Here is a 12,081-nt window from a genome sequence, read left to right on the forward strand (position 1 = left end):
TGCCGTGAGCCAAAACCCCGACCGCCTCTTCTCTCAACCTCTGGAACAGGTGCCCGACTTCGCCTTCAACGAAGACGTGGTGCGCGTGTTCCCGGACATGATCAAGCGCTCGGTGCCCGGCTACCCGACCATCGTCGAGAACCTCGGCGTGCTCGCGGCGCGTTTCGCCCAGCCGCACACCAGGCTGTACGACCTCGGCGCCTCGTTGGGTGCCGTCACCCAGTCGCTGCGCCGCCATGTGCGCAGCGAGGGCTGCCAGGTGATTGCCGTGGACAACTCGGCGGCCATGGTCGACCGCTGCCGGCAGTACCTCACCGCGCAAGACTCGATGTTCCAGGAACTGCTGCCGGTGCAGGTGCTGGAGGCCGACATCCTGGCCCTGCCCTTCGAGCCTGCCTCGGTGGTGGCGATGAACTTCACCCTGCAGTTCATCGCCCCCGATCAGCGCCTGGCGCTGCTGGGCCGCATCCGCCAAGCCCTGCTCCCCGGCGGCGCACTGATCCTCTCGGAGAAACTGCGTTTTGCCGACGACGAGGAACAGGCCCTGCTCAATGAACTGCACCTGGACTTCAAACGCGCCAATGGCTACAGCGAGCTGGAAATCGCCCAGAAACGCAGTGCCATCGAGAACGTGATGAAGCCCGACACCCTGCAGGCCCACACCGAGCGCTTGCGTGCGGCAGGCTTCAGCAAGGTGGTGCCGTGGTTCCAATGCCTTAACTTTGCCTCGTTGATAGCCCTGCCATGATCGATCTGTCTCCCCTCGTCCGCCGCCTGGCGGGCACGCCCCTGGCTTCCTGGTCGCAAGGCCTGCAAGCGCAACTGGATGCCAAGCTGGAAAAAGGCCACGGCGACCTCGACCGCTGGCGCGGCGCGCTGGACGCCTTGCCAGCCCTGCAACCGAGCGTGGTCGACCTGGCCGAAGGCCTGCGCCTGGATTGCGACTGCGACGACGCCACCCGCGCCCAAGTGCGCGATGCGCTGATGGGGCTGTCGCCCTGGCGCAAAGGGCCGTTCGACCTGTTCGGCGTGCACGTGGACACCGAATGGCGCTCGGACTGGAAGTGGTCGCGGGTCGGCCCGCACCTGGACCTCAAGGGCAAGCGCGTGCTCGACGTGGGCTGTGGCAATGGCTACTACCAGTGGCGGATGCTCGGCGCCGGTGCCGACATGGTCATCGGCGTCGACCCCAACTGGCTGTTCTTCTGCCAGTTCCAGGCCGTGCAGCAGTACCTGCCCGAGCTGCCCGCCTGGCACCTGCCCTTCGCCCTGGAAGACCTGCCGGCCAACCTCGAAGGGTTCGACACGGTGTTCTCCATGGGCGTGTTCTACCACCGCCGCGCGCCCATCGAGCACTTGCTGGCGCTCAAGGACTGCCTGGTCAAGGGCGGCGAGCTGGTGCTGGAGACGCTGGTGATCGAAGGTGACGAGCAGCAAGTGCTGGTGCCCGAGGACCGCTACGCGCAGATGCGCAACGTCTGGTACCTGCCCTCGGTGCCGGCGCTGGAGCGCTGGCTGCGGCGTGCCGGTTTCAGCGACGTGCGCTGCGTGGATGTGAGCGTGACCAGCGTCGAGGAACAGCGCAGCACCGAGTGGATGCGCTACCAGTCGCTGGGCGACTTCCTCGACCCGCACGACCACAGCAAGACCGTCGAAGGCCTGCCGGCCCCGCGCCGCGCCACGTTGTTGGCGCGCAAATAAAAAAAGCGCCCCTTGGGGCGCCCAAATCACACCTGTGCCGAGGAGCTGTTCCGGCGCAGGTGCCGTTGCCTCAGTCCTGCGCCACCTTGCGCGCGTTTTCCTGGGCCTTGCGCTCACGCTCGGCGAGCGCCTGCTGCTTGTCGTCGCCGTGCAGGCGCTGCTGGTCCTGGCGGAAGGCTTCCCAGAATTGCCGGGAGCGCTCCGCGCCCCCTTCGGCATAGACGCTGGCGCTGCCCAAGGCGAGGGTCGCCAGCAACAGGTATTTGCTCAGGTTCATCGTGCTTGCCTCGTGATAACCGATCAGACAGGGCCATCCTAGCCACGCGCAGCTAACGCCAAGGTGAGGGGGGGATTACAGTCTTGCAATGTGGCGTCAGCGCTGACCCTATCGCCGGCAAGCCGGCTCCCACAGGGGTCTTTGCTGGTTTCATCGATCTTTGTGGGAGCCGGCTTGCCGGCGATAGGGCCCTGGCAGACAGCCAGATAACACCAGGATTACAAATCCGTTATCTGCCCCGTTTCCGCTTTCGCATGCCGTAACATCCTGCCGCTTGACCCTGATCCAGCTACAGGGTCGAGAATCGCCCCCCTTCCATTGCCCCGAGCCCCCCATGCGCCTACTCATCATCGAGGACGAACTGCGAACCGCCGATTACCTGCAGCAGGGCCTGCGCGAGAACGGCTACGTGGTCGATTGCGCCCACACCGGCACCGACGGCCTGCACATGGCTCGCCAGCAGCCTTATGACCTGGTCATCCTCGACGTCAACCTGCCAGAACTCGATGGCTGGACCGTGCTGCAGCGCCTGCGCGCCGAATCGCCCACGCGCATCATGATGCTCACCGCCCACGGCCGTCTGGCCGACCGGGTCAAGGGCCTGGACCTGGGCGCCGATGACTACCTGCTCAAGCCGTTCGAGTTTCCCGAGCTGCTGGCGCGCATCCGCAGCCTGCTGCGCCGCAACGACCAGCAGATGCAGCCCAGCACCTTGCGCGTTGCCGACCTGGAACTGGACCCCGGCCGCCACCGCGCCTACCGGGGCGGGCAGCGCATCGACCTGACCGCCAAGGAGTTCGCCCTGCTGCACCTGCTGATGCGCCAGAGCGGCGAAGTGCTGTCGCGCACGCAGATCATCTCCTTGGTGTGGGACATGAACTTCGACTGCGACACCAACGTGGTCGAGGTGTCGATCCGCCGCTTGCGCGCCAAGATCGACGACCCGTTCGAAGACAAGCTGATCCACACCCTGCGCGGCGTGGGCTACGTGTTGGAGGCGCGCTGATGCGCCAGGCCAGCCTGTCGCTGCGCCTGGGCCTGGGCGTGACCCTGATGGGCGCCGCGCTGGTGCTGTTGCTGGCCTGCCTGGCGGTGTTCGCCCTCGAGCATGAACTCGACAGCCGCGCCCGCAAGGACCTGGCGCGCAAGATGCTGCAGGTCGAGCACAACCTGCGGGTCGACCTGCGCAGCGAAGACTTGGGCAGCCGCGCCCACCCGCTGCTCGACCTGGTGATGGGGCACGACAACCTGAGCCTCAGCGTGCTCGCCCTCGATGGCCGCCACCCGCACCTGCTGAGCCTCGGCCCGGCCCTGGAGTCGCGGGTGGGCGAGCTGTACACCGACAACCAGCTGCGCTTTCACCAATGGCGCGACAGCAGCGGCCAGCAGTTGCTCACCGCCAGCCGGCAGATGCGCCTGCGCGACGACACCCCGGTGCGGGTGATGATGTCGCTCAACCGCGCAGACGACAACGACCTGCTGCAGGCCTACCTGCACTCGACCTTGCTGGCCCTGCCGCTGCTGTTGCTGCTGATCGGCGCCGGCGCCTGGTGGCTGGTGCAACGCGGCTTGAAACCGCTGCGCCACTTCCGCCGCATCGCCGGCAGGGTATCGGCCCAGGACCTGCAGCACCGGCTGCCCGACCATGGCTTGCCGCCAGAGCTGGCCGAACTGGCCACCAGCATCAATGTCATGCTCGACCGCCTGGACCAGGGCGTGCGCCAGCTGTCGCAGTTTTCCGACGACCTGGCCCATGAGCTGCGCACGCCCTTGAGCAACCTGATGGGCAAGGCCCAGGTGACCCTGGCCCGCGAGCGCGACAGCGAGCAGTACCGGGAAGTGCTGGCCGACAGCATCGATGAGCTGACCCGCCTGAGCCGCATCATCAACGACATGCTGTTTCTCGCCCAGGTCAGCCAGCCCCAGATGCAAATGGCGCTCAAGCCCTTGGCCCTGGCTGACGAGGCGCAGCAGGTGCTGGAACTGTTTGCCTTCAGCGCCGAACACAAGGGGCTGACGCTGCGGTTGCAGGGCTGGGGCACGGCCCTGGGCGACCGGCTGATGTTCCAGCGCGCGCTGTCGAACCTGCTGAGCAATGCGATTCGCCATAGCCCGCAAGGCTGTGAAGTCAGCCTGGGCATCGAACGGCATGGCAACGAGGTGTGGCTGTGGGTGGCGAACGAGGGGCCGGGGATTGCCGATGAACACCTGCCGCGCTTGTTCGAGCGGTTCTACCGGGCGGGGTCGGGGCGCTCGCGGCTGGAGGGTGGCACGGGGCTGGGGCTGGCGATCGTGGAGTCGATCATGCAGTTGCATGGGGGGCGGGTCGAAGTCGCCAGCAAGTCAGCGGGGCCGACGCGGTTTTCCTTGGTGTTTTGCGCCGAATAGGTCATTGCCAGTACTGGCCCCATCGCCGGCAAGCCGGCTCCCACCATTGGAACAGTGACATCCCTGTGGGAGCCGGCTTGCCGGCGATGAGGCCAGTACAGACAACCCACAAATCAGCGCGAAGCCTGAACGATCAGCGCCTTCATCTCCGCCACCGCCGCCTTGAAGCCGACGAACAGCGCATGCGCCACCAGCGCATGGCCGATGTTCAGTTCATTGATGCCCTTGATCGCCGCCACCGCCTCCACGTTGTGGTAGTGCAGGCCATGGCCGGCGTTGACGATCAAGCCCTGGCCAACACCAAACGCGACGCCATCGACGATGCGTTTGAGCTCTTCGGCCACTTCGCTGGGCGTATGCGCATCGGCATAGCGGCCAGTGTGCAGTTCGATGGCCGGCGCGCCGACCCGGCGCGAGGCCTCGATCTGCCGCTCGTCGGCATCGATGAACAGCGACACCTCGGCGCCCGTGCGCGACAGGCGCTCGACCGCAGCCTTGATCCGTGCCTCCTGGCCGGCCACGTCCAGGCCGCCCTCGGTGGTCAGCTCCTGGCGCGTCTCCGGCACCAGGCAGATGTGCGCCGGGCGGATCTTCTCGGCGAACAGCATCATCTCTTCGGTCACGCCCATCTCGAAATTCATGCGCGTCTGCAGCACGTCCTTGAGCACCAGCACATCGCGCTCCTGGATGTGCCGGCGGTCTTCGCGCAGGTGCACGGTGATGCCGTCGGCGCCGGCCTCTTCGGCGTCCAGCGCGGCTTTGACCGGGTCCGGGTAGCGGGTGCCGCGGGCCTGGCGCAAGGTCGCCACGTGGTCGATGTTGACGCCCAGAAGCATGCGGTTGCTGTGAGTCACGGAAGGCTCTCCTGAAGATTTAGCCCCACAGCATACGACGTGCTCAGCGCTTGCGAAACAGTTCCCGGCTGACCAGTGGTTTTGCCCCCAGGTGCACCGCCAATGCCTGGCGCATCAAGCGCTTGGCCGCAAGCAAGGCGCCGGGGGCCTGCCAGTCGGCCTGGCCCAGGGCCAGCAGCTCGGTGCCGTGAAACAGGCCGGGCTGCACCAGGTACACCCGCTCAAGGCCAGCGTCGACCCGCAGACGATAGAGGCCATCGGCCGCGATGGGGTCGTCGTTGATGTCGTGGCTGAGCGAAAAGGCATAGCCCAGGTCGTCCAGCAGGCGCCATTCGAAGGCGCGCAGCAGCGGCTCCAGCGGCCTTCCTGCGGCCAGCGCCTGCAAGGTCAGGGCATAGTGCTCGAACAGCTCCGGCTGAGGCGCCTCGGCGGGCAGCAGGCGCATCAGCAGCTCATTGAGGTACAGGCCACTGAACAGCGCATCGCCATGCAGCCAGGCGGCGATGCCGACGCTGTCCAGGCGCCCGACATTCTTCAGCTCGCCGCGCCCGCGCAACTCCACTTCCAGCGGCACGAACGGCCGAACCAGGCTGCCGCCTTTGCCGCGCGCGCGGCGCAACACCGCGCGCATGCGGCCCTGGGGGGTGAAGAAATCCACCAGCGCGCTGGTTTCCTTGTAGGCACGGCTATGCAGCACGTAGGCCGGCTGGGCGACGGGTTGTTCCATGGAAAATCGCCTGGAAAGGCAGAGGCCCGGAGATATCCGGGCCTCTGGAGGGGTTACAAGTCGCCGTAGCCCAGCGAACGCAAGGCGCGCTCGTCATCGGACCAGCCGCCTTTGACCTTGACCCACAGGTTGAGCATGACCTTGGCGTCGAACAGGGTTTCCATGTCCTTGCGCGCATCGGAGCCGATACGCTTGATGCGCTCGCCCTTGTCGCCAATGATGATCTTCTTCTGGCCGTCCCGCTCGACCAGGATCAGGGCATGGATGTGCAGCACGTGGCCTTGCTGCTTGAACTCTTCGATTTCCACGGTGATCTGGTACGGCAGCTCTGCACCCAGCTGGCGCATGATCTTCTCACGCACCAGTTCGGCGGCCAGGAAGCGGCTGCTGCGGTCGGTGATCTGGTCTTCCGGGAAGAAGTGCTCGTTTTCCGGCAGGTGCTTGGCGATCAGCGCTTCCAGCGACTCCAGGTTGTGCCCCTGCTGGGCCGAAATCGGCACGATCTCGGCATTGGGCAGTTGCTCCTGCAGCCACTTGAGGTGCGGGATCAGCTCGGCCTTCTCGTCCATGCGGTCGGTCTTGTTCACCGCCAGGATCACCGGGCCGGTCACGTACTGGATGCGCTCGAGCACCAGTTGGTCCTCGTCGGTCCAGCGCGTGCGGTCGACCACGAAGATCACCACATCGACGTCCTTCAGGGCCGCCGAGGCATTGCGGTTCATGTAGCGGTTCAAGGCCTTGTCGTTGGCCTTGTGCATGCCGGGGGTGTCGACATAGATCGCCTGCACGTCACCCTCGGTCTTGATGCCGAGCATGTTGTGGCGGGTGGTCTGCGGCTTGCGCGAGGTGATCGCCAGCTTCTGCCCGAGGATGTGGTTGAGCAGGGTCGACTTGCCCACGTTGGGGCGGCCAACGATGGCCACATAGCCGCAGCGGGTCGGGTTGTTCTCAGTCATTGCCATTCTCCACGCCCAGGGCGATCAATGCGGCGGCGGCGGCGACTTGCTCGGCAATACGCCGGCTCACGCCCTGGCCACGGCTCTTGTTGTTCAGCAGCACCACTTCGCATTCGACGAAGAAGGTGCGGCAGTGCGGTTCGCCCTGGATGTCCACCACCTCGTAACGTGGCAGCTCGCAGCTACGCGACTGCAGAAACTCCTGCAGGCGGGTTTTCGGGTCCTTGTTGGTATCGACCAGCGTCAGGCTGTCGAATTCGTCGGTCAGCCAGGCCAGGATGCGCTCGCGCGCCGTCTGCATGTCGGCGTCCAGATAGATGGCACCAATCAGTGCTTCCAGGGCATCGGCCAGGATCGACTCGCGGCGAAAGCCACCACTCTTGAGCTCTCCCGAGCCCAGGCGCAGGTATTCACCCAGGTCGAAACCCCGGGCCAGGCGGGCCAGGGTCTCGCCCTTCACCAGGCGGGCACGCAGGCGCGACAGTTGGCCTTCGCGGGCCTGCGGGAAGCGCTCGAACAGCGCCTCGGCAGCGACGAAGTTGAGAATGGAGTCACCGAGAAACTCCAGGCGCTCGTTGTTGCGCCCGGCGTAGCTGCGGTGGGTCAGGGCCAGCAACATCTGGTCCTGGTTCTTGAAGGTGTAGCCGAGCTTGCGCTCGAGACGGGCAAGGGGAGCAGTCATGCAGCCACCCGTGGGTTATTCAACGCGTTGTTCAAATCAACATCCTGGAAGACTGTTGGGCTGTGGTCCGTCGCGGCGAGCGGCGAAACTCTCGATCCTTGAGAACACAGCCTATGTCAGAAATGCATTCGGCGCTGTCTTCAGGACAGCGCCGATGGGGTATCAATGGATCAGGCCAACCCGCGACAGGTTGGGCAGGTGGCTGAGTTTCGGCTCTGGCCAGCTCATCCACACCGCGAAGGCCTTGCCGACGATGTTCCGGTCCGGAACCATGCCGTGCAGCTCCTTGGGAATGTTCGGGTCATCCCAGTAGCGGCTGTCGTTGGAGTTGTCGCGGTTGTCGCCCATCATGAAGTAATGGCCGGCCGGCACGGTCCATTGCTGGTCCGGCGGCATGCGATAACGGGTCATCTCCTTGCGGATCAGGTGCTCGGCGGCGCCGAGTTTTTCCTTGTACAGCTCGGCGCTGCCCAGGGTGCCTGGCTCGGCGCCAACCAGCTGCTCGGCAATCGGCTGGCCATTGACGAACAGCCGCTTGTCGCTGGTGTAGCGCACCTGGTCGCCCGGCAGGCCAACCACACGCTTGATGTAGTTGACGTTCGGGTCGCTTGGGTAGCGGAACACCATCACATCGCCGCGCTGCGGGTCACCGACCTCGATGACCTTCTTGTCGATCACCGGCAGGCGAATGCCATACGAGAACTTGTTCACCAGGATGAAGTCGCCCACTTCCAGGGTCGGTTTCATCGACCCCGACGGAATCTGGAACGGCTCGACCAGGAACGAACGCAACACCAGCACGATGAACAGCACCGGGAAGAACGACTTGCCGTACTCCACCAGCAGCGGTTCCTTGTTCAGGCGCTCGACCACCGCCATTTCTGGCTGGTTGACGCTACCCTGGTAGTTGGCGACCGCCGCCCGCCGGCGCGGGGCCAGGAACAGCAGGTCGATCAAGCCCAACAGGCCGCAGACGGCTACGGCGATGACTAGCAACAGCGGGAAATTTAGCGACATAGGACCTAGCTATCCAACCTGAGCACGGCGAGGAAGGCTTCTTGTGGAATTTCCACGTTGCCGACCTGTTTCATGCGTTTCTTACCGGCCTTCTGCTTCTCCAGCAGCTTCTTCTTACGGCTGACGTCGCCACCGTAGCACTTGGCCAGTACGTTCTTTCTGAGTGCCTTGACCGTCGTCCGCGCGATGATCTGGCCGCCAATGGCTGCCTGGATCGCCACGTCGAACATCTGCCGAGGGATCAGTTCCTTCATCTTTTCGGTCAACGCACGGCCCTTGTAGGCCGCGTTGTCGCGGTGCACGATCAATGCCAGGGCATCGACCTTGTCGCCGTTGATCAGTACATCCAGCTTGACCAGGTTGGCCGACTGGTAGCGATCGAAATGATAGTCCAGCGAAGCATAGCCGCGGCTGGTCGACTTCAGGCGGTCGAAGAAGTCCAGTACCACTTCGTTCATCGGCATGTCGTAGCGCACCTGCACCTGGCTGCCGAGGAACTGCATGTCGCGCTGTACGCCACGCTTCTCGATGCACAGGGTGATGACGTTGCCCAGGTGCTCTTGAGGCACGAGGATGGTCGCGGTGACGATCGGCTCGCGGAAGTCGGCGACTGCCGACACGTCCGGCAGCTTCGACGGGTTGTCGACGATGATGGTTTCGCCGGTCTTGAGCTCGAGCTCGTAGATCACGCTCGGTGCGGTGGTGATCAGGTCCAGGTCGTACTCGCGCTCCAGGCGCTCCTGGATGATCTCCATGTGCAGCATGCCGAGGAAGCCGCAACGGAAGCCGAAGCCCAGGGCATCGGAGCTCTCTGGCATGTACTGCAGCGACGAGTCGTTGAGGGTCAGCTTCTGCAGCGCATCGCGGAAGTCCTCGAAATCGTCGGAGCTGACCGGGAACAGGCCGGCATAGACCTGCGGCTGGATCTTCTTGAAGCCTGGCAGCACTTCCACTTCAGGGGTGGTGGACAGGGTCAGGGTGTCACCGACCGGTGCACCGTGGATGTCCTTGATGCTGCCGATGATGAAGCCTACTTCACCGGCCTTGAGGTCAGCGGTCTGGGTGTGCTTGGGGGTGAATACGCCCACGCTGTCGACCAGGTGCGTCTTGCCGGTCGACTTGACCAGGATCTTGTCGCCCTTCTTGACGCGGCCCTGGCGCACACGCACCAGCGAGACCACGCCCAGGTAGTTGTCGAACCAGGAGTCGATGATCAGCGCCTGCAACGGCGCGTCGATGTCGCCTTCCGGCGCCGGGATGGTCTGCACCAGGCGCTCGAGCACCTCGTCGACGCCCATGCCGCTCTTGGCGCTGCAGGCCACGGCATCGGTGGCGTCGATGCCGATGATCTTCTCGATCTCGTCCTTGACGCGGTCCGGGTCGGCTTGCGGCAGGTCCATCTTGTTCAGGACCGGCATCACCTCCAGGCCCTGCTCGATGGCGGTGTAGCAGTTGGCCACGGACTGGGCTTCGACGCCCTGGCCGGCGTCCACCACCAGCAAGGCACCTTCGCAGGCCGCCAGCGAGCGCGAGACTTCATAGGTGAAGTCGACGTGGCCGGGGGTGTCGATGAAGTTGAGCTGGTAGACCTTGCCGTCCTGCGCCTTGTAGTTCAGCGTGACGCTGTGGGCCTTGATGGTGATACCGCGTTCACGCTCAAGGTCCATGGAATCGAGAACCTGGGCTTCCATTTCGCGCGCCGACAGGCCACCGCACATCTGGATGAAACGGTCGGCCAGCGTCGACTTGCCATGGTCGATGTGGGCGATGATGGAGAAATTGCGGATATGACTCAAATCACTCACGGGTCAACACTCGAAAAGGCTGCGAGCCGGAACGCCCGCCGAAAAATAGCCGGGAATTGTACCTGAAGCCGCAGGGATATGGGAGATTCCTCTGTCGCACAGTGTCCGCGCATTTTCGCCAAGAATTGTGAAATCTCATGAAAAAGGGCAGCCGAAGCTGCCCTTTCCTCCTTCAGGCCCGGCTTATTCCGCCAGCTTGAAGGTGATGAAGCTGGCGCGCCCCTGGCGCAGTACGCGCATGGACACCGAACGGTTCTTCGGCAGGTCCTTGGCAATTTCGGTGAACTGCTTGGCCGAAGCGATCGCCTGGTTGTTCAGGTGGCTGATGACATCACCCGGACGCAGGCCGATCATCGCTGCCGGGCCGTCCTGTACTTCCTTGATGACCACGCCGCCCTTGAGCTCCAGCGACTTCTTCTGCTCGGCGGTCAGGTCGGAGACGGAGACGCCCAGGCGGTTGCTGCTGCGCTCGGCACTGCCTTCTGCGCCGCTGCCGGTGCCGATGTCGGCGTCGTCATCGGGCATCGCGCCAATGGTCACATCCAGGGTCTGGCGCTTGCCGTTGCGGATGATCTCCAGCTTGGCCTTCTCGTCGGCCTTCAAGGTACCGACCAGGTGCGGCAGGTCAGCCGACATGACGATCGGCTGGCCGTTCATGCTCAGGATCACGTCGCCCACCTGCAGGCCGCTCTTGGCTGCCGGGCCATCTTCCAGCACCTGGGCCACCAGGGCACCGGCCGGCTTGTCGAGGCCGAAGGACTCCGCGAGGTCCTTGTTGACCTCCTGGATCACCACGCCCAGCCAGCCACGGCTGACCTTGCCGTCTTTCTTCAGCTGGTTGGACACATCGATCGCCACGTCGATCGGGATGGCGAAGGACAGGCCCATGAAGCCGCCCGAACGGGTGAAGATCTGCGAGTTGATACCCACCACTTCGCCCTTCATGTTGAACAGCGGCCCGCCGGAGTTGCCCGGGTTGATGGCAACGTCGGTCTGGATGAAGGGTACATAGGTGTCATTGGGCAGGGTGCGGCCCTTGGCGCTGACGATACCTTTGGTCACCGAGTGGTCGAAACCGAATGGCGAACCGATGGCCAGCACCCACTCACCGACCTTGAGCTTCTCGGAGTCACCCAGCTTGACGGTCGGCAGGTCCTTGCCCTCGACCTTGAGCAACGCCACGTCGGTGCGCGGGTCGGTGCCGACCAGCTTGGCCTGCAGCTCGCTGCGGTCCGACAGGCGCACGATGATTTCGTCGGCATCGGCAACCACGTGGTTGTTGGTCAGCACGTAGCCATCGCTGGAAATGATGAAGCCAGAGCCCAGCGACTGCGCCTCACGCTGGCGATCACCACGCGGCGAACGCGGCTGCTGCGGCATGTTGCGCTCGAAGAACTCGCGGAACATCGGCGGCAGGCCTTCGAGGTCCGGCATCTGCCCGGAAGCGACGCGCCGGTCTGGCAGCTTCTGCTTGGTACTGATGTTGACCACCGCCGGCGAGGCCTGCTCGACCAGGGTGGTGAAGTCTGGCAGGGCTTCTTCGGCCTGGGCGCTGAGCACCTGGCCGAGCATCAGCACGGCGGCGAACATCGTTAGGTAGGATTTCAAGCGTGGTATTGACATACGGCTCCCGTCACAACGAGCGTAGTTAGCGTAAGGCCCCTGCAGAAGCAG

At 64.4% G+C, this 12,081-nt stretch carries 12 protein-coding genes; 4 read left to right on the plus strand and 8 right to left on the minus strand.

What is annotated here, in order from left to right; genetic code table 11:
* Window positions 1-4 precede the first annotated feature (4 nt).
* Complete coding sequence (gene cmoA / locus ACIPG5_RS12450) at window positions 5-748, plus strand: carboxy-S-adenosyl-L-methionine synthase CmoA (RefSeq protein WP_401375308.1); 744 nt, start codon at window positions 5-7, stop codon at window positions 746-748.
* Window positions 745-1,701: a tRNA 5-methoxyuridine(34)/uridine 5-oxyacetic acid(34) synthase CmoB gene (gene cmoB / locus ACIPG5_RS12455; protein WP_176511025.1), complete on the plus strand. Its 957-nt coding sequence runs from the start codon at window positions 745-747 to the stop codon at window positions 1,699-1,701. The genes cmoA and cmoB overlap by 4 nt, the downstream gene beginning before the upstream one ends.
* Before the next feature lie 70 nt (window positions 1,702-1,771).
* Here cmoB and ACIPG5_RS12460 read toward each other — a convergent pair whose 3' ends face one another.
* A complete protein-coding gene (locus ACIPG5_RS12460; protein ID WP_236235165.1) occupies window positions 1,772-1,978 on the minus strand; it encodes a hypothetical protein in 207 nt (68 codons plus the stop codon).
* A 334-nt stretch (window positions 1,979-2,312) separates the two neighbouring features.
* Between ACIPG5_RS12460 and ACIPG5_RS12465 the strand changes: the two genes are divergently transcribed.
* Together ACIPG5_RS12465 and ACIPG5_RS12470 are read left to right on the plus strand one after the other, a co-directional pair.
* A complete protein-coding gene (locus ACIPG5_RS12465) occupies window positions 2,313-2,984 on the plus strand; it encodes a heavy metal response regulator transcription factor (RefSeq protein WP_176511023.1) in 672 nt (223 codons plus the stop codon).
* Window positions 2,984-4,366, plus strand: coding sequence for a heavy metal sensor histidine kinase (locus ACIPG5_RS12470; RefSeq protein WP_401375311.1), 1,383 nt, complete (start codon window positions 2,984-2,986; stop codon window positions 4,364-4,366). The genes ACIPG5_RS12465 and ACIPG5_RS12470 overlap by 1 nt, the downstream gene beginning before the upstream one ends.
* A gap of 113 nt (window positions 4,367-4,479) precedes the next feature.
* Here ACIPG5_RS12470 and pdxJ read toward each other — a convergent pair whose 3' ends face one another.
* From pdxJ to ACIPG5_RS12505, 7 genes are all read right to left on the minus strand, one after another.
* The gene (gene pdxJ / locus ACIPG5_RS12475; protein ID WP_371871918.1) at window positions 4,480-5,202 is read right to left on the minus strand and encodes a pyridoxine 5'-phosphate synthase; all 723 of its coding nucleotides are present in this window, start codon (window positions 5,200-5,202) and stop codon (window positions 4,480-4,482) included.
* 61 nt (window positions 5,203-5,263) lie between these two features.
* Window positions 5,264-5,947 carry a DNA repair protein RecO gene (recO, locus tag ACIPG5_RS12480; protein ID WP_176511020.1) on the minus strand — a complete coding sequence of 228 codons (684 nt, stop codon included), beginning with the start codon at window positions 5,945-5,947 and terminating at the stop codon, window positions 5,264-5,266.
* Window positions 5,948-6,000: 53 nt separating this feature from the next.
* Window positions 6,001-6,903 (minus strand): GTPase Era, encoded by a 903-nt coding sequence (era, locus tag ACIPG5_RS12485; RefSeq protein WP_176511019.1) that lies wholly within the window; start codon window positions 6,901-6,903, stop codon window positions 6,001-6,003.
* Window positions 6,896-7,585, minus strand: coding sequence for a ribonuclease III (rnc, locus tag ACIPG5_RS12490; protein WP_016395642.1), 690 nt, complete (start codon window positions 7,583-7,585; stop codon window positions 6,896-6,898). Before rnc ends, era begins: the two co-directional genes overlap by 8 nt.
* A 162-nt stretch (window positions 7,586-7,747) precedes the next feature.
* On the minus strand, window positions 7,748-8,602 hold the full coding sequence (gene lepB, locus ACIPG5_RS12495) for a signal peptidase I (RefSeq protein ID WP_176511018.1): 855 nt from the start codon (window positions 8,600-8,602) through the stop codon (window positions 7,748-7,750).
* A gap of 5 nt (window positions 8,603-8,607) precedes the next feature.
* Window positions 8,608-10,407: a translation elongation factor 4 gene (gene lepA / locus ACIPG5_RS12500; protein ID WP_176511017.1), complete on the minus strand. Its 1,800-nt coding sequence runs from the start codon at window positions 10,405-10,407 to the stop codon at window positions 8,608-8,610.
* A 183-nt stretch (window positions 10,408-10,590) separates the two neighbouring features.
* Window positions 10,591-11,997, minus strand: a complete 1,407-nt coding sequence (locus ACIPG5_RS12505; RefSeq protein ID WP_371871917.1) for a DegQ family serine endoprotease — start codon at window positions 11,995-11,997, stop codon at window positions 10,591-10,593.
* Window positions 11,998-12,081 lie beyond the last annotated feature (84 nt).

Origin of the sequence: Pseudomonas sp. NPDC087029, from assembly GCF_044745345.1 — a bacterium.
Lineage (GTDB): Bacteria > Pseudomonadota > Gammaproteobacteria > Pseudomonadales > Pseudomonadaceae > Aquipseudomonas > Aquipseudomonas faucium.